We start from the raw sequence: 15,688 nt of genomic DNA, 5'->3' as shown, positions 1-15,688 counted from the left end.
CCGTCGAGGACGATCGCGGCCGCTCGTATCGAGTTGTCAGACGGCCGGCGGTACCCGTGACGGGCGCCCGGAGCCGCGGGTCAGGGAGTAGCCCCCGATGCCGGCGAGCGCGCCGAGGACTCCGCCGACGGCGGTCCAGACCCAGCGGTCGGACCACCAGCCCGAGGACCAGCCGTCCTCGGGAGCCGCCGCCTCGACCGCCGACGGCGCGTCGCCCGCGGCGGCGTCCTCCGTCGTGGCACCCGGCACGAGCGGGGCGGCGAGCGTGCCGTCGCCCGCGTACGCGCCGCCCTGGTCGGCGGAGACCGCACCCACCCGGGCCGTGAACGGCTGACCGAGGTCGTCCTCCGGGATTCCGGTGACCGTCAGCCGGACGTAGTAGCTGCCGGGCAGCGGATCGTTGTCCCAGGTCTCGGCCCAGGGGCGGACCGTGCGCAGGGTGCAGGACAGCTCCACGGAGGTGGCGTCCTTCCCCGCGGCCCGGGACTGCATCCCGTACATGCACGGCTGCCGGCGGCGCAGTCCGTCGTAGACGTCGATCCGCCAGGTCGAGGCACCGTGCCGGGCGGCGGCCTCGGGGAGCGCGACCGAGGCGGTCACGGTGGGCCGCTGCCCGGTGTCCGCGGGGAACACCCAGTAGAGGTAGTCACCCGTGGAAGCCTCGGCCGTGGCCTGCTGGCCCTGCTTGAACGCGGCGGCGGTGCGGAACGTGGTGCCCGCCTCCGTCGGCCCTGCCGTCGCGGCGGCGCTCGCGCTGCCGCTCGGGGACGGGGTGTCCGCGAGGGCGGGCGCGACGGCCGGACCGAGGAGCCCGGCTCCCGCGAGGAGGACGGTGGTCAGCGTGCGTACGGTACGCATCAGTTGGTCCTCCAGACGGCGACGCGCCAGCGGGACAGCCAGCCCCACAGCAGACCGCCCACGAATCCGGCCAGTACCAGCGCGCCGAGCAGCCACCAGCCACGGCCGAGGCCGAAGGCGGCCACGTCGGACGCCTGGTCCGGCGCGTCGACCAGGTCGACGGTCAGCTCGATCGGCATACCGGGGGTCGTCTTCACCGACGGCGGCGCGGAGAACGAGTTGCTGACCTGGAGGCAGACGGTCTCCGCCGCGGGCTTGGTGTCCGCGTCGACGTCGTCGAGCGGCGGCTTGGGATAGCGCAGACCGGTCGAGATGACGTCCGTGCGTCCGTCGCCCGCCTCGGAGCCCCGCACGACCTCACGGCCGTGCACGGTCACCGCGCGCAGCAGGACGCCGTAGTCGTCGTTGACGGCGCGGTCGGCGGCGACGCTCACCGAGGCGCGCAGCTCCTGCCCGGGCAGCACGTCCACCCGGTACCAGCGGTGGCGGCCGAAGACCTGACGGTCGGTGTAGAGCCCGGCCTTGAGCTGCGGGGCGTCCGCACAGCGCTCGGCGCCCTCGGTGGCCACCGGGGTGACCACCGGGTCCGCGGCACGGTCGACCAGCTGGCGGACCCGCTTGGAGAGTTCCTCGGTGTGCCGGACCGAGGTGTACGTGCCACCGGTCGCCTCGGCGATGCAGGTGAGCTGCTGCCGGATCTTGGCGTTCGGCACCAGACCCAGCGTGTCGATGGTCAGGTGGATGCCCTTGGCGGCGATGTCGCGCGCTACCTCGCACGGGTCGAGCGGGGCGCAGGTGTCCTCCCCGTCCGTGATGAGCACGATCCGGCGGGTGGCCTCACCCCCCTTGAGGTCCTCGGCCGCCCCGAGCAGGGCGGGGCCGATCGGGGTCCAGCCGGTGGGGGCCAGGGTGGCCACCGCCGTCTTCGCCTCGGTCCGGTCGAGGGGGCCGACGGGGTAGAGCTGCTTGGTGTCCTCGCAGCCCTTCTTCCGGTCCGGCCCCGGGTAGTTGGCGCCGAGGGTGCGTATGCCGAGCTGTACCTCCTCGGGTACCGCGTCGAGCACCTCGTTGAAGGCCTGCTTGGCAGCGGCCATCCGGGACTGGCCGTCGATGTCGCGGGCCCGCATCGAGCCGCTGACGTCGAGGACCAGCTCGACCTTGGGGGGTTCCTTCGCCGCCGGTTCGTCGGCGGCGGCGCCGGTCGGGACGAGCCCGACGGCCAGGGCGGCGAGCAGCGCGCAGGCTCCGGTCGCCAGCCGTTTTCTCGTGATCATCTGCCGGATCGTAGGGATGATCGTCCGACAATCCAAAACGACGCCGTGCGCGGACGCCTGAGGGGTGTCCGCGCACGGGCGGCCTGCCTGTTCCGATCGCGCTCGGCGCCTCGGCGCCGGCGGCGCTAGCGGTGCTCGGGGTTCGGGAAGTCCGCGCGGCAGCCGGCGTCCCAGGCCGTGCGCTGGTTGCCGTGCGCCGGGATGCCGCCGGCGCGCTTGAGCATCGCGGCCAGGTGCATCAGGTTCCACGCCATGAACGAGGTGTTGCGATTGGTGAAGTCGTTCTCGGGGCCGCCCGAGCCCGGGTCCAGATACGACGGCCCGGGGCCCGCCTCACCGATCCAGCCGGCGTCCGCCTGCGGCGGGATCACGTAGCCCAGATGCTGGAGGCTGTAGAGCACGTTCATCGCGCAGTGCTTGATCCCGTCCTCGTTCCCCGTGATCAGGCAGCCGCCCACTCGGCCGTAGTAGGCGTACTGGCCCTCGCTGTTGAGGAGGCTGGAGCAGGCGTACAGGCGCTCGATCACCTGCTTCATCACCGAGCTGTTGTCGCCGAGCCAGATCGGACCGCACAGCACGAGGATGTCCGCCCGCATGACCCGCTCGTACAGCGCGGGCCAGGCGTCCGACTCCCATCCGTGTTCGGTCATGTCGGGCCACACCCCGGTCGCGATGTCGTGGTCGACAGCCCGCACGAGGTCGGTCGCCACGCCCTGCCGCTCCATCACGGCCCTGCTGCGGTCGATCAGCCCCTCGGTGTTGCTGACCTCCGGGGAGCGCTTGAGCGTGCAGTTGACGTACAGGGCGCGCAGATCGTCGTAGCGGTACGGAGTCGCGGACATCGGCCGTCTCCTCGCGGGGCGTGAGGCTGAGGGCACCGCCGTGGCGCGACACCCTCACCAGCCTCTCCACCTGGGGCAGGACCGGCCATCCAGGCGCGACCGGTCGGATGACGGACAAGGTCGGCGCGGGTCCGTCTCCGTCGTCCCCGTGGAAGGCGGGCCGGGCGTCAGAAGCGCACGCGTGCGGCCACCGGCAGATGGTCGCTGCCGGTGTCGGGCAGTGTCCACGTCGTGGTGATCTCGGCGCCCCTGGCCAGCACGTGATCGATCCGCGCGAGGGGCACGGCGGCGGGCCAGCTGAAGGCGAACTCGCCGCGGCTGCCCCGCACCTGGTCCATTACCGGACCGAGTCCCCGGTCGGCCGTGGTGCCGTTCAGGTCGCCGAGGACCAGCACCGCGGCGGCCCGCTCCGAGGCGAGCGCGCGGCCGAGCCGCCCCGCGCTCTCGTCGCGCCACTCCGTCGCGTATCCCTCGGTGGGCCGCACCCTGACGGACGGCAGGTGGGCCACGTACGTCGCCACCTTCCCGTGCGGGCCGTTCACGACGGCGCGGAGCCCGCGGTCCCAACCGTCGCCCACCTCACGCGGTTTGATGTCGACCCGGGCGATGTCCGTCAGCGGATACTTCGACCACAGCCCGACCGTCCCCACGGTCGCGTGATGCGGATGCGTCCGGCCGAGGGCGATGCGGTACGCGGGGAGGCCGGTCTCCGTCAGCTCCTCGAGCGCGATGACATCGGGGTCCGGGCCGAGCAGGATCCTCGCGACGCGGGACGGGCTGGTGTTCTCGTCGCTCACGTTGTGCTGGACGACGGTCATGTCGTGGGCGCCGGCCGCCGATGCCGGCGGCAGCGCCGACCGGAACACGACCAGCCAGACGGCGGCGACCACCAGGGACGCCACCGCCGCGACGACCGACCGGCGGACGACGGCCACGACCAGCCCGACCGGTACAGCCAGGCCCAGCCAGGGCAGGAAGGTCTCCACCAGGCTCATCACGTTCCCCGGCAGGCGGGGCACGGAGGAGGCGAACAGCAGCAGTCCGCCGACGACGGCCAGCACCGTCCCGGTGACCAGCCCCCGCGTCCTTCTGGTCTCTTCCATCACATGCCTCCCGGGGTGAGGACGTGGTTCGGGCGGAACCAGTTCCCGTGCCGGGGGCATTGTCCGTGGTCAGGGACCGTGCGCGGGTGGAGCCGGGGAAGGCGCGCGTCGCGGGGACGCGTGCCATGACGGCGGGTCGGATTCCGGGTCAGGGACCCGCGGACGGCCCGCCCGGCCGCAGGACCGCGATGCCGAGCGGCCGCTCCCCGACGGCGAGGCGCCGGGTGCCCCCGGTCTCCAGGTCGACCACGGTGATCCCGTCCCAGTAGCCGTCCCGGGTGAAGCCGCCCGTGACGTACGCGGTGCGGCCGTCCTCCGACACGGTGACTTCCTCGTGGGGGCCGTCGAGCGGGTGGATCCTCTCGGTGCCGTCGGGAGCCCGGACCGTGAGCGAGGGGCCCTCGTCCTCGTCGGGGTCGATGGGGCCCGTGCCGACGACGAGGAGGGTGCCGTCGGGGGTGATCGCGGCGCCGTGCTGGTGGGTGTCGGCGGTCATCGTCTCGATCTCCGTGCGACCGGTCCGCGGGTCGACCACCGCGAGCCGCTCGCCCTCGAAGGGGAGCAGCAGCCTGCCGTCCGAGGGGCGTACGGCGGTGTAGTGGGGCTTGAGCCAGGAGCCGAGACCGCCTTCCGTGCCGTACGGGGCGACCTCGATGCGGCGCGGGTCCAGCGTGTCCGCCCGGACGACCGTCACATCGAACGAGTCGTGGTTCGTCGCGTACACCTCGGAGCCGTCCCGCGAGACGTCGATGTCGAAGGGACGCCGGCCGACGGGGACGGTGGCGGTCACCTCGCGGCTCGCGGTGTCGATGACCTCCAGGGTGCCGTTCCCGCCCGGGACGTTGACGCCGACGTAGACGCGCCTGCCGTCGGGGGAGAGTGCGATGCCCATTCCGCCGCCGCGGTACTCGCCGGTGGTGACGGGGCCGGTGTCGGTCTCGTACAGGACGAGGGCGAGCCGTTCGCGGGTGCGGGTGTCGACGACGGCGACGCCCTCGGCGGTGGCCACCCAAGCGCGTCCGTCCGCGCCGACGACCAGGCCGTACGGCGCGGTCCCCACCTCGACGGAGCCGAGCGAGCCGCGCTTCGGGTCGACGAAGGTGACGGTGTCGGAGCCGAAGTCGGCGACGAGGAGGGTGCCGGCGGGGGTGGGCGTGGGAGCCACCCCGGGAGGCGTCGTGGGTGAGGAGGCGGAGGAGGCGGGGGCCGGGGTGCCACCGGCCGGGGCGTCGGCACCCTGGCTCGGTGCGCAGCCTGCCAGGACGGCCGCGACCGCGGCGGCGGGTACGAGGGCGCGCGCGGCGCGCCACGGCCGGAGGTGGCTCATCGGGCGGCCTTCCGTCCCACGCGCGCCGACGCCGCCTCGAGGAGGCCGCTGATGCCGTCGAAACCGCGCCGCCGCGCGTGGGCGAGCGGAGTCGTACCGTCGTGGTCCGCCAGCAGGGGATCCGCCCCGGCGGTGATCAGCAGCTCGACGATCTCCTCGTGCCGGCGACCGCCGTCGCCGAGGATGACCGCCTCCAGCAGGGCGGTCCAACCGAGCCGGTTGACGTGGTCGACGTCCATGTCGGTCTCGCGCAGGACGGCCCGTACGTACGCGACATGGCCGCACTCCGCGGCGGGGATGAGCGAGGTCCCGCCGAAGCGGTTGGTGAGGGTCAGATCGGGGTTCGCGCGGAGCAGCACGCGCATCATCGCCACGCTGCCCGTCACCCCGGTGACCAGCCACGGTGTGTCCGCCCGGCTGTCGGGCGCGTCGGGATCGGCGCCCGCCTCGACCAGCAGCGAGGCGACGTCGACCCGGTCCGCCCGTGCGGCCAGCAGCAAGGGGGTGCGACGCTCCGCGTCACGGCACTCGACGTCCGCTCCGGCACCGAGCGCGGCAGCGGCCCCGGCGATGTCTCCGCGGTGGGCGGCCGCGAGCAGCAGCCGGTCGTTCGGATCCATGGACGTTCTCCTTGTCACGGCTGTCGGCAGCACGGGCGTCGTCCCTTCCCGGTGGACGGCGGAGGCGGGTCGGTCCGCTCTCCTCACCATCGTGCGTCCGCCGACAGCCACCACCGATCGACCCGGTGGATCTCTGTGGGGAACCGTCCGGTGGACGGCGGGGTCATCCGATCGGACGACCCTTTATGTGGCGCTAAAGTGATCACTTACGACCAACTCTGTTCATTGTTTTGGGGGATTCGTGCGTTTCAAGCACACTGTGGCTGCCGCCTGTGCGACGGCCGTGGCCGCCCTGATCGTGCCGCTCGCCGCCACGCCCGCAGCGGCCGCCGTCCCGACCACGGGGGACTCCGTGGAGGCGGGGGACTTCTCGTTCTCCGGAAGCTTCGAGATCGGCTGGCGGGCGGACAAGCTGGACCCCGTCAAGATCACGCTTCGGGACCAGCGGACCGACGGCTACGCGGTCGGCGCGCGGCTGGTCACCGGCGGCGCGAACGGCAAGATCACGTGGCGGATGCGGACCATCCCGTCCGGCCAGGACACCGCCTCGTGGACGACCTACGCGGCCCCCGGCGGCTGGATCAGCTACGCCTACTTCGAGGTCTGCAAGGTCAAGGTGAGCAACGGCGCCGTCTCGTACTGCCACACCACGCGCGTGATGAACAACCCGATCTCGGACGAGGACAACGTTCCTTTCCCGGGCTGACCCCGGCGGCTCGTACGAGCCGAGAGTTCGCATGAGCGGAGGGGAGGAGAGCCCGGGGAAGGGCACCCCTCCCCTCCCGCGCCCACCCGAAAAGCAGTGTCCGACCAGGTTCTTCGCAGGTGAGAATGGACCATCACCGACCAGGAGGAACCCATGAGCCAGGCATACCTGACTCTCCAGGAGCTGCTGCCGCCGCAGGAGTTGACCGCGGCCATCGACGCCGGGCACGTCACCCGCAAGGCACACCCCGAGCTGCCGCTGTCGATCTACACCTACACCCGGGCCTGCCAGTACGAGCGGATCTGGAACCGGGTGACCACGCGCTGCCGTGGACTGGTCGCCGACGACACCACGGGCGAGATCGTCGCACTGCCCCTGCCGAAGTTCTTCAACATCGGTGAGCACGAAGCCGGTCAGCCCTACGCGCCCGCGCTGCCCGACGAGCCCTTCGACGTCTACGACAAGGTCGACGGCAGCCTCGCGGTGATCTTCCACTACGCGGGCCGTTGGCACGTGGCCTCCAAGGGCTCCTTCATCAGCACCCAGGCGACCTGGGCGCAGCGCCGACTCGACGCCCGGGACACCGGCGCGCTGACCCCCGGAGTCACGTACCTCGCCGAGATCCTCTACCCGCAGAACCGGATCGTCGTGGACTACGGCGACCGCCGGGACCTGGTCCTCCTCGCCGCCTTCGGCCCCGACGGCACCGAGGTGCCCCTGGCCGAGGCCGCCACCGCCTGGACCGGGATCGGAACGGTCGTACGGACCTGGCCCGCGATGTCCCTCACCGAACTGATCGCGCTCACCGAGTCGAACACGCTGCCCGGTGGCCACGCAGCCACCGGCACCGACGCCGAGGGCTTCGTCCTGCGGTACGCCTCGGGCGTACGGGCCAAGGCCAAACTGAGCGAGTACGTACGGCTCCACAAGGTACTGACCGGGGTCACCGAGCGGGACATCTGGCGCAGCCACGGCATCCAGCGCTTCGCCGGAATGTCCGTCAAGCGGCTGGCGTCGGGCCTGGGGTGCTCGGTCGCCGAACTCGGCGGCATCAGGGCCACGGGCGGCCGGCCGCTGGACGCCCTGCTGGAACAGGTGCCGGACGAGTTCGACACCTGGGTGCGCGGGGTCATCGCCCGGCTCGAGGACGAGGCGGCGGCCCGCGAGCACGCCATCGACGAGGCGTACAAGCGCGTCACCCACCTGGCTGCCGACCGGGGCGCCTTCGCCCGGGCGGTCAAGGAGCTGCCGGTCGCCCCGGAGATCCGCTCGGCCATGTTCCTGCGCCTCGACGCGCGACCGACCGACCTGGTCGTCTGGCGCGCCGTCAGGCCTGAGGCGGCCGACCCGTTCACGACCGACGAGGAGAACTGACCGTGCCCGTAGTACACGTCATGACGGGACTCCCCGCCTCGGGGAAGACCACGGCCGCCCGGCGGCTGCAGTCGGAGTCCGAGGGCCGGATGCGCCGCGTCAACCTCGACGACCTGCGCACGATGCTCGACATCCCGGCCCCCGAGCGCGGGCGCTCGCACGCGCACGAGCGGACCGTCCTCGACATCCAGGACGCCGCGGTCCGCTCGGCCGTCGAGGGCGGCTTCGACGTGGTCGTCGACAACACGCACCTGACCCCGCACATCCCCAAGCGGCTCATCGCGTCCGTCACCGGCCTCGACGCCGACTTCGTCGTCCACGACTTCACCGACGTGCCCGTGGAGGAGTGCGTACGCCGCGACGCCGCGCGCGAGCGATCCGTCGGCGAGGAGATCATCCGGATCCTGGCCGACAAGCACGCCAAGGCCACCCGCGGCGGCTGGCGGCTGACCGCCGAGTGGCTGAGCAAGCGGCCCTCGGCCGCGCCCTACGTCCCCGACCCGGCGCTGCCCTCGGCGGTGATGTGCGACATCGACGGCACGCTCGCGCTGCGCGGTGACCGAGGTCCGTACGACTTCACGCGCTGCGACCTCGACCTCATCAACGTCTCGGTACGGCAGGCCCTGCGGGCCTTCCGCAGCGCGGAGAACGACACGATCGTCCTGGTCTCGGGCCGTAGCGAGGACCACCGGCCGATGACCGAGGCGTGGCTCGCCCAGCACGGAGTCCCCTACGACGAGCTGTGGATGCGAGCCTCGGACGACGGCCGCAGCGACGACATCGTGAAGGCCGAACTCTTCGACGCGCACGTGCGCCACCGGTACGCCGTACGGGTCTCGCTGGACGACCGCGACCGCGTGGTCGCCCTCTGGCGCCACATGGGCCTGCCGACCTGGCAGGTCAACTACGGCAACTTCTAGGACGCGGCCGGTCGGCCAACGTGATCGTGCGTCCCGTAGGGCCCCGGAGGGCCCACGGCGACCTCCGGGACCGCTACTTCCGGGCCACGTCGAGCAGGATCCGGGCCAGCTCGTGCGGCTGGGAGAACATGGGCCAGTGGCCCGTGTCCATCCGCACGAGCTCCCAGCGCTCGCTCTTCAGCAACGCCGCGACGTCGTCGTTCGGTTCGGCGCCGTCCAGAAGGCACTTGATGTACGTCGCCGACAGCTCGCCGAGCGGGCGGGCCAGTTCGGCCGGTTCGGTGAGCGAGGCGCCCGGGTGTGGCGTCGAGCCGCCGACGATCCGGGCGATCTGGGCGTCGTCGAGGCCCTGCCCCGCATAGTCGGCCGCGCCGAGCGGCGCCCAGAAGCCGCCGTTCTCGGCGATCGAACCCTCCACCATCGCCCTGCCGTCCGGCCACGCGGTGACGAACGACCCGCCGTCGGTCGGCACGTTGGAGTCCACGAAGACCACCCGGGCCAGCCGGTCCCCGATCCGCTCGGCGGCCTGCCCGACCGGAATGCCCCCGTAGCTGTGCCCCACCAGGACGACGTCACGCAGATCGAGCCGCTCGACCACGTCGACGATGTCCGCCACATGTGTCTGCTGCCCCGCGGCGACGCCCTGCCGCTCGGCGAGCCCGGACAGCGTCACCGCATGGGCACCGTGACCGCCCGCCCGCAACTCGGGCACCACCGCATCCCACGCCCACGCTCCGAGCCATGTACCTGCCACCAATACGTATTCGCTCATGGCGGCAACGTAGCGGAGGGGTCCGACAATCGGGCCGACGGCACTCGCCGTGCACGCTCTGCAGGGCGCGTTCTCGCCACCGGCACCCTGCTCACCCCCGAGACCCAGGAGCAACGCCTCGACGTCGCCCCGACCGGCCTGGCCGTCGAAGCCACCGTCCACGTCCTGAGCCGCAGTTCCCCATCCGACCGCCGGTGCGGTATGAACCTCGGAGGAGGCCGTCCGTCCCATACGAAGGAGCCCGATGCGTGTCGCACTGTTCCTGACCTGCGTGAACGACACGCTCTATCCGGACACCGGTCGGGCGGTGGTGAGGCTTCTGGGGCGCCTCGGTGTGGATGTGGACTTTCCGATGGGCCAGACGTGTTGTGGTCAGGCGCACTACAACACCGGATATCGGCATGAGGCGGAGCCGTTGGCTCGGCGGTTCGCGAAGGTGTTCGGTGGTTACGACGCGATCGTGACGCCGTCGGGGTCGTGTGGGGCGATGGTGCGGGAGCTGTATCCGCGCATGGGGGAGCGGGCGCGGGCTGAGGGCCGGGGTGACTCGCTCACGGCCACTTTGGCGCCGGTGGTGCCGAAGACGTACGAGCTGACGGAGTTCCTGGTGGATGTGCTGGGGGTGACGGATGTCGGCGCGTACTACCCGCACAAGGTCACGTACCACCCGACGTGCCACGGCCTACGGAGTCTCGGACTCGGCGATCGGCCCCTGCGGCTGCTGACGGCGGTGAAGGGGCTGGAGTTGGTGGAGCTGCCGGGCGCGGAGGAGTGCTGCGGCTTCGGTGGCACTTTCGCGGTGAAGAACGCGGACGTTTCGGCGGCGATGGGGGCCGACAAGGTGCGGAATGCGGTGTCGACGGGGGCCGAGATGCTCTGTGCGGCGGACAACTCGTGTCTGATGCACATCGGCGGGACCATGACGCGCCTCGAGGTGGGGATGCGGCCGGTTCACATCGCCGAGATCCTGGCGAGCACGGAATCGGAGCCGGTGGCATGAGCGGGACGTTCGTGGGGATGCCGTCCTTTCCGAAGGCCGCGCACGATGCCGTACGGAACCCCACTCTGCGCGCGAATCTGCGGCACGCCACCCACACGATCCGCGAGCGGCGGAGCAAGGCGGTGGCCGAGCTGGGTGACTGGGCGGAGCTGCGGGAGGCCGGGAAGCAGATCAAGGACCACACGCTCCGTCATCTGGACAGGTACCTGGTCCAGTTGGAGGAGTCCGTCACGGCGGCGGGTGGGACGGTGCACTGGGCGGCGGATGCCGCGGAGGCGAACCGGATCGTGGTCGGCCTGGTGAAGGCGACGGGCGAGAGCGAGGTCGTCAAGGTGAAGTCCATGGCGACCCAGGAGATCGGCCTCAACGAGGCTCTGGAGGCGGAAGGGATCGCCGCGTACGAGACGGACCTCGCCGAGCTGATCGTGCAGTTGGGTGAGGACCGGCCGTCCCACATCCTGGTGCCGGCGATTCACCGCAACCGTGGGGAGATTCGCGACATCTTCCGCTCGGAGATGGGTCGTTGGGGCCGTCCGGCGCCGGAGGGTCTGACGGACACACCCGCCGAGCTGGCGGAGGCGGCCCGGCTCCACCTGAGGGAGAAGTTCCTGCGCGCGAAGGTCGGGGTCTCGGGTGCCAACTTCATGGTTGCCGAGACCGGGACCCTTGTGGTGGTCGAGTCCGAGGGCAACGGCCGTATGTGCCTGACGCTGCCCGAGACGTTGATCTCGGTGGTGGGCATCGAGAAGGTCGTGCCGACCTGGCGCGATCTGGAGGTGTTCCTGCAGACGCTGCCGCGTTCCTCGACGGCCGAACGGATGAACCCGTACACCTCGATGTGGACCGGTACCACCGACGGCGACGGTCCACAGGCCTTCCATCTGGTCCTGCTCGACAACGGTCGCACCGACACCCTCGCCGACGACGTCGGCCGTCAGGCACTGCGCTGTATCCGCTGCTCGGCCTGTCTCAATGTCTGCCCGGTCTACGAGAGGGCCGGAGGTCACGCCTACGGCTCCGTCTACCCCGGCCCGATCGGGGCGATCCTCAGCCCCCAACTCCGCGGCACCGCGAGCGAGATCGACGCCTCACTCCCGTACGCCTCGACCCTGTGCGGCGCCTGCTACGACGTCTGTCCCGTCGCCATCGACATCCCCGAAGTCCTGGTCCATCTGCGCGAACGCATCGTCCAAGGCGGGCCGACGACCCGCGCCGGCAGCAAGGTCATCCTCGAACCCGCCAAGGGACACGCGGCCGAGCGTGCCGCCATGCGGGCCGCGCAGTGGGCGTTCCGCCACCCCGCAGCGCTCGCCACCGGCCAACGCCTGGCCGCACGCACCCGCCGCTTCCACCCCCGTACGGTGCCGGGTCCGGGCCGTGCCTGGACGGCGACGAGGGACCTGCCGACCCTGCCGCCCGAACCGTTCCGCGACTGGTGGCAGCGTACGCACGGCTCGGCTGCGAAGGAGACCGGCCGATGAGCGGCAGGGACGTCATTCTGGGGCGGATTCGGCGCGCGCTCGGCCCGCACGAGGGCCCCGGCACGTACGAGCACGCTGTCGAGCAGGCCATCGACCGCGGCTATCTGCGCGAGCACGGGTCACGGACGACGGAACAGATGGTCGACCTGTTGGCCGAGAACCTCGCCGACTACCGGGCGATCGTGCACCGCACGGACGCCGAGGAGCTTCCGTATCTGATCATGAGGCTGCTCGCCGCACGGGGGTCGAGGTACGTCCTCGTCCCTCCCGGGCTGCCGCCCGAGTGGATGTCGGCCGCGGATCCCACCCGGGTCCACGACCGGGCCGCGAGCACCTCGCACGACCTCGACCAGGTGGAGAGCGTCGTCACAGGCTGTGCGATCGCCGTCGCCGAGACGGGCACGATCGTCCTGGACGGCAGCCCCGACCAGGGCCGCCGCCGCATCACCCTCGTACCAGACCACCACATCTGCGTCGTACGCGTCCCCGACCAGGTCGTCTCCTCCGTCCCCCAAGCCCTCGAACGACTCGACCCCACCCGCCCGCTCACCTGGATCTCCGGCCCCTCCGCGACCAGCGACATCGAACTCGACCGAGTGGAAGGAGTGCACGGCCCGCGCACGCTGGAGGTCGTACTGGTGGGCGGGGCCTGATCCCCGGCCGCCCCCGCCCCACCGCGTCTACCCTGGGTGTATGGGCAGTGACCTGGTCGGACTGTTCCTCTGCGGTGATGTGATGCTCGGCCGCGGGGTCGACCAGATCCTTCCCCATCCCGGCGATCCGGCCCTCCGCGAGCGGTATGTGCATGATGCACGGTCCTATGTGGCGCTCGCGGAGGCGGTGAACGGACCGATTCCCCACCGCGTGGACTTCGCCTATCCCTGGGGTGTCGCGCTCGGCGCCCTCGACGATGCCGCGCCCGACGTCCGGATCACCAACCTGGAGACGGCCGTCACCACGAACGGCGAGTTCGCCCCCGGGAAGGCGGTCCACTACCGGATGCACCCGGAGAACCTGCCGAGCCTGGCGGCCGTCCGCCCCGATGTCTGTGTGCTGGCCAACAACCATGTCCTGGACTACGGCCGGGTCGGTCTCGACGACACCCTCGGCGCTCTCTCCGCGAGCGGGCTGCGCACGGTGGGCGCCGGCCGGGACACCGAGGAGGCCGGTCGGCCCGCAGTCGTGGACCTTCCCGGTGGCGGTCGGCTCGTCGTCCACGCCCTGGGCATGGCCTCCAGCGGTATCCCGAGCTACTGGGCCGCCACGGACGAGCTGGGCGGCGTCCATTTCGCCGGCGCGTCGACCGACGCCACGGCCACCCGCCTCACCACCCGCATACGGGAGACCAAGAGACCGGGCGACATCGTCGTGGTGTCGGTCCACTGGGGTTCGAACTGGGGATACGCGCTCTCCCGTGCCGACGTCGACTTCGCGCACGCCCTGATCGACAGCGGCGCCGACATCGTGCACGGACACTCCTCGCACCACTCCCGGCCCGTGGAGGTGTACCGGGGCAGACTCGTCCTCCACGGCTGCGGCGACCTGATCAACGACTACGAGGGCATCACGGGCTACGAGCAGTACCGCGACGACCTGCGGCTGCTCCCCGTCGCCTCGGTGAGGCCCGAAGACGGCGGACTCCAGGAGGTGCGCATCATTCCCCTGCGGGCCCGGCGCATGAGGCTGGAGCACGCCCCCGGCCGGGATGCGCGGTGGCTCCACGACGTACTCGGCCGGACGAGCCGGCCCTACGGCGCGCAGGTCGCCCTCGACGAGGACGGAACCCTCGTCGCCCGTCCCGCCTGACGGGACACGGCACGGCACCGGCCGCGCGCACGCTCCGGACCAGGGAGACGAGCGGGACATGTACTTCACCGATCGTACGGACGCCGGACGGCAACTCGCCGCCCGCCTGGACCATCTGAAGGGCCACGACGTCGTGGTCCTGGGCCTTCCGCGCGGCGGCGTGCCGGTCGCCGAACAGGTTGCCGACGCACTCGGGGCACCTCTCGACGTCTGCCTCGTACGCAAGTTGGGAGTGCCCTTCCAGCCCGAGCTGGCCATGGGCGCCATCGGGGAGGGAGACGTACGGGTCCTCAACGAGAACGTGCTGATCGAGACAGGCGTCTCCGACCGTGACGTCGCCGCTGTCGAGGAACGGGAACGGGTGCTGTTGCGTCAACGGGCCGAGCGTTATCGCGGGACGACACCACCGGCCCGCCTCGACGGCCGTACGGCCGTGGTGGTCGACGACGGGCTGGCGACGGGCGCCACGGCACTGGCCGCCTGCCGGGTCGTCCGCGCACGGGGGGCCGAGCGGATCGTGCTCGCGGTCCCGGTCGCCCCGGCCGGCTGGCCGGCCCGCATCGGCGGGGAGGCGGACGAGACGGCCAGCGTGCACGAGCCGGAGTTCTTCTACGCGATCGGCCAGTTCTACGAGGACTTCTCGCAGACCGCCGACGAGGAGGTCCTCGCCTGCCTGGCGCGCAACCGTGCCGCGCGCGGATCCGGCGCGACGGACGCAGAAGTGCGCATCCAGGTGGGGGAGTTGGAAGTGGCGGGGCATCTGGTGGTGCCTCAGGGCGCGGCAGGGGTCGTCCTGTTCGCCCACGGCAGCGGCAGCAGCCGGCACAGCCCCCGCAATCGCGCCGTCGCGGAGGACCTGAACCGAGCCGGCCTCGGCACGCTCCTCTTCGACCTGCTCACCGAGGCGGAAGCAGCAGACCGCGCCAACGTGTTCGACACCGAACTCCTGGCCGACCGTCTGGCCCGGGCCACGGCGTGGCTCGGCGGACAGCCCGGCGTCGGCGGGCTGCGCACCGGCTACTTCGGCGCCAGTACCGGTGCGGCGGCCGCCCTCTGGGCCGCCGCCGACCCTGCCGCGACCGTGTCCGCCGTGGTGTCCCGCGGCGGACGCCCGGACCTCGCCGGTCCACGCCTGGCGGCCGTACGCGCCCCCACTCTCCTCATCGTGGGCGGCCACGACCCCCTCGTCGTGGACCTGAACGAGGAGGCACAACGTCAACTGCGCTGCGAGAACGAGCTCGTCGTCGTCCCCGGCGCCACTCATCTCTTCGAGGAGCCGGGGACCCTGGAGCGCGTCGGTGAACTCGCGGCCGGTTGGTTCGGTGACCACTTCTGAACGGCCGTAGCGTTCAGCGCCCATCCGTTGCAACGAGTAGCGTAACGGTCGTTGCGTTAGGCGGCAGAGTCGTTGCAACGATTTCCCTCAATTCACCTGCAGTGATGGCGATTTTGCGCAACGAGTCTGTTGCCAAGTTCATGAACGCAACGTAGCTTTCCATCATCAGAAACGGCGGGCCGACGGAGTGCGCGCTGCTGACACGAGGAGAGCACCATGCAGAAGTTCGCCACCACCGCCCCGGTCTCCGCCGTCCTGGACATCCCCGC

General features: G+C 71.5%; 15 protein-coding genes. 8 read left to right on the top strand and 7 right to left on the bottom strand.

The genetic code is table 11. From position 1 onward, the window contains the following. Positions 1–36: 36 nt before the first annotated feature. The 6 genes from ACFC0D_RS27340 to ACFC0D_RS27315 all read right to left on the bottom strand — a co-directional run bounded on the left by ACFC0D_RS27340 (position 37) and on the right by ACFC0D_RS27315 (position 6,024). On the bottom strand, positions 37–858 hold the full coding sequence (locus ACFC0D_RS27340) for a hypothetical protein (protein ID WP_376441178.1): 822 nt from the start codon (positions 856–858) through the stop codon (positions 37–39). Beyond that, on the bottom strand, positions 858–2,132 hold the full coding sequence (locus ACFC0D_RS27335; protein ID WP_376441175.1) for a VWA domain-containing protein: 1,275 nt from the start codon (positions 2,130–2,132) through the stop codon (positions 858–860). The genes ACFC0D_RS27340 and ACFC0D_RS27335 overlap by 1 nt, the downstream gene beginning before the upstream one ends. Before the next feature lie 125 nt (positions 2,133–2,257). Beyond that, positions 2,258–2,974, bottom strand: a complete 717-nt coding sequence (locus ACFC0D_RS27330; protein WP_376441172.1) for a flavodoxin family protein — start codon at positions 2,972–2,974, stop codon at positions 2,258–2,260. 167 nt (positions 2,975–3,141) lie between these two features. Then, positions 3,142–4,077 (bottom strand): endonuclease/exonuclease/phosphatase family protein, encoded by a 936-nt coding sequence (locus ACFC0D_RS27325; protein WP_376441169.1) that lies wholly within the window; start codon positions 4,075–4,077, stop codon positions 3,142–3,144. 148 nt (positions 4,078–4,225) lie between these two features. After that, positions 4,226–5,404 carry a YncE family protein gene (locus tag ACFC0D_RS27320; protein WP_376441166.1) on the bottom strand — a complete coding sequence of 393 codons (1,179 nt, stop codon included), beginning with the start codon at positions 5,402–5,404 and terminating at the stop codon, positions 4,226–4,228. After that, positions 5,401–6,024: an ankyrin repeat domain-containing protein gene (locus tag ACFC0D_RS27315; RefSeq protein WP_376441163.1), complete on the bottom strand. Its 624-nt coding sequence runs from the start codon at positions 6,022–6,024 to the stop codon at positions 5,401–5,403. The genes ACFC0D_RS27320 and ACFC0D_RS27315 overlap by 4 nt, the downstream gene beginning before the upstream one ends. A gap of 241 nt (positions 6,025–6,265) precedes the next feature. Here ACFC0D_RS27315 and ACFC0D_RS27310 point away from each other — a divergent pair, with 241 nt between their 5' ends. From ACFC0D_RS27310 to ACFC0D_RS27300, 3 genes are all read left to right on the top strand, one after another. Beyond that, positions 6,266–6,730 (top strand): hypothetical protein, encoded by a 465-nt coding sequence (locus ACFC0D_RS27310; RefSeq protein ID WP_376441160.1) that lies wholly within the window; start codon positions 6,266–6,268, stop codon positions 6,728–6,730. 153 nt (positions 6,731–6,883) lie between these two features. Beyond that, on the top strand, positions 6,884–8,104 hold the full coding sequence (locus ACFC0D_RS27305) for an RNA ligase (RefSeq protein ID WP_376441158.1): 1,221 nt from the start codon (positions 6,884–6,886) through the stop codon (positions 8,102–8,104). Between the two features lie 2 nt (positions 8,105–8,106). Then, positions 8,107–9,024 (top strand): AAA family ATPase, encoded by a 918-nt coding sequence (locus ACFC0D_RS27300; protein ID WP_376441155.1) that lies wholly within the window; start codon positions 8,107–8,109, stop codon positions 9,022–9,024. Between the two features lie 73 nt (positions 9,025–9,097). Here the strand turns inward: ACFC0D_RS27300 and ACFC0D_RS27295 are convergent, their stop codons facing one another. Beyond that, positions 9,098–9,796 (bottom strand): alpha/beta fold hydrolase, encoded by a 699-nt coding sequence (locus tag ACFC0D_RS27295; protein WP_376441152.1) that lies wholly within the window; start codon positions 9,794–9,796, stop codon positions 9,098–9,100. A 244-nt stretch (positions 9,797–10,040) separates the two neighbouring features. On the opposite strand from ACFC0D_RS27295, the gene ACFC0D_RS27290 reads away from it, so the two are divergent. The 5 genes from ACFC0D_RS27290 to ACFC0D_RS27270 are packed head-to-tail and all read left to right on the top strand — an operon-like array spanning position 10,041 to position 15,419. Next, positions 10,041–10,796, top strand: a complete 756-nt coding sequence (locus tag ACFC0D_RS27290; RefSeq protein WP_376441149.1) for a (Fe-S)-binding protein — start codon at positions 10,041–10,043, stop codon at positions 10,794–10,796. Beyond that, a complete protein-coding gene (locus tag ACFC0D_RS27285; protein ID WP_376441146.1) occupies positions 10,793–12,277 on the top strand; it encodes a lactate utilization protein B in 1,485 nt (494 codons plus the stop codon). The genes ACFC0D_RS27290 and ACFC0D_RS27285 overlap by 4 nt, the downstream gene beginning before the upstream one ends. Further along, entirely contained in the window at positions 12,274–12,930 is a 657-nt protein-coding gene (locus ACFC0D_RS27280; protein ID WP_376441143.1) for a lactate utilization protein C, read from the top strand. The genes ACFC0D_RS27285 and ACFC0D_RS27280 overlap by 4 nt, the downstream gene beginning before the upstream one ends. A gap of 40 nt (positions 12,931–12,970) precedes the next feature. Continuing rightward, positions 12,971–14,083 (top strand): CapA family protein, encoded by a 1,113-nt coding sequence (locus ACFC0D_RS27275; RefSeq protein ID WP_376441140.1) that lies wholly within the window; start codon positions 12,971–12,973, stop codon positions 14,081–14,083. 58 nt (positions 14,084–14,141) lie between these two features. Beyond that, positions 14,142–15,419 (top strand): phosphoribosyltransferase family protein, encoded by a 1,278-nt coding sequence (locus tag ACFC0D_RS27270; protein WP_376441137.1) that lies wholly within the window; start codon positions 14,142–14,144, stop codon positions 15,417–15,419. The last annotated feature ends 269 nt before the right edge of the window (positions 15,420–15,688 follow it).

It is taken from the genome of Streptomyces sp. NPDC056222 (assembly GCF_042264065.1).
In the GTDB taxonomy this organism is placed as follows: Bacteria; Actinomycetota; Actinomycetes; order Streptomycetales; family Streptomycetaceae; genus Streptomyces.
This window is presented reverse-complemented; position numbering and strand designations above follow the sequence as displayed.

What these genes read in the sequence shown, in the direction of transcription:
- ACFC0D_RS27275 (WP_376441140.1), top strand. Translation starts at nt 12,971, where the DNA reads ATGGGCAGTGACCTGGTCGGACTGTTCCTCTGCGGTGATGTGATGCTC.
- ACFC0D_RS27305 (WP_376441158.1), top strand. Translation starts at nt 6,884, where the DNA reads ATGAGCCAGGCATACCTGACTCTCCAGGAGCTGCTGCCGCCGCAGGAG.
- ACFC0D_RS27335 (WP_376441175.1), bottom strand. Translation starts at nt 2,132, where the DNA reads ATGATCACGAGAAAACGGCTGGCGACCGGAGCCTGCGCGCTGCTCGCC.
- ACFC0D_RS27295 (WP_376441152.1), bottom strand. Translation starts at nt 9,796, where the DNA reads ATGAGCGAATACGTATTGGTGGCAGGTACATGGCTCGGAGCGTGGGCG.
- ACFC0D_RS27330 (WP_376441172.1), bottom strand. Translation starts at nt 2,974, where the DNA reads ATGTCCGCGACTCCGTACCGCTACGACGATCTGCGCGCCCTGTACGTC.
- ACFC0D_RS27340 (WP_376441178.1), bottom strand. Translation starts at nt 858, where the DNA reads ATGCGTACCGTACGCACGCTGACCACCGTCCTCCTCGCGGGAGCCGGG.
- ACFC0D_RS27325 (WP_376441169.1), bottom strand. Translation starts at nt 4,077, where the DNA reads ATGGAAGAGACCAGAAGGACGCGGGGGCTGGTCACCGGGACGGTGCTG.
- ACFC0D_RS27270 (WP_376441137.1), top strand. Translation starts at nt 14,142, where the DNA reads ATGTACTTCACCGATCGTACGGACGCCGGACGGCAACTCGCCGCCCGC.
- ACFC0D_RS27285 (WP_376441146.1), top strand. Translation starts at nt 10,793, where the DNA reads ATGAGCGGGACGTTCGTGGGGATGCCGTCCTTTCCGAAGGCCGCGCAC.
- ACFC0D_RS27290 (WP_376441149.1), top strand. Translation starts at nt 10,041, where the DNA reads ATGCGTGTCGCACTGTTCCTGACCTGCGTGAACGACACGCTCTATCCG.
- ACFC0D_RS27320 (WP_376441166.1), bottom strand. Translation starts at nt 5,404, where the DNA reads ATGAGCCACCTCCGGCCGTGGCGCGCCGCGCGCGCCCTCGTACCCGCC.
- ACFC0D_RS27315 (WP_376441163.1), bottom strand. Translation starts at nt 6,024, where the DNA reads ATGGATCCGAACGACCGGCTGCTGCTCGCGGCCGCCCACCGCGGAGAC.
- ACFC0D_RS27280 (WP_376441143.1), top strand. Translation starts at nt 12,274, where the DNA reads ATGAGCGGCAGGGACGTCATTCTGGGGCGGATTCGGCGCGCGCTCGGC.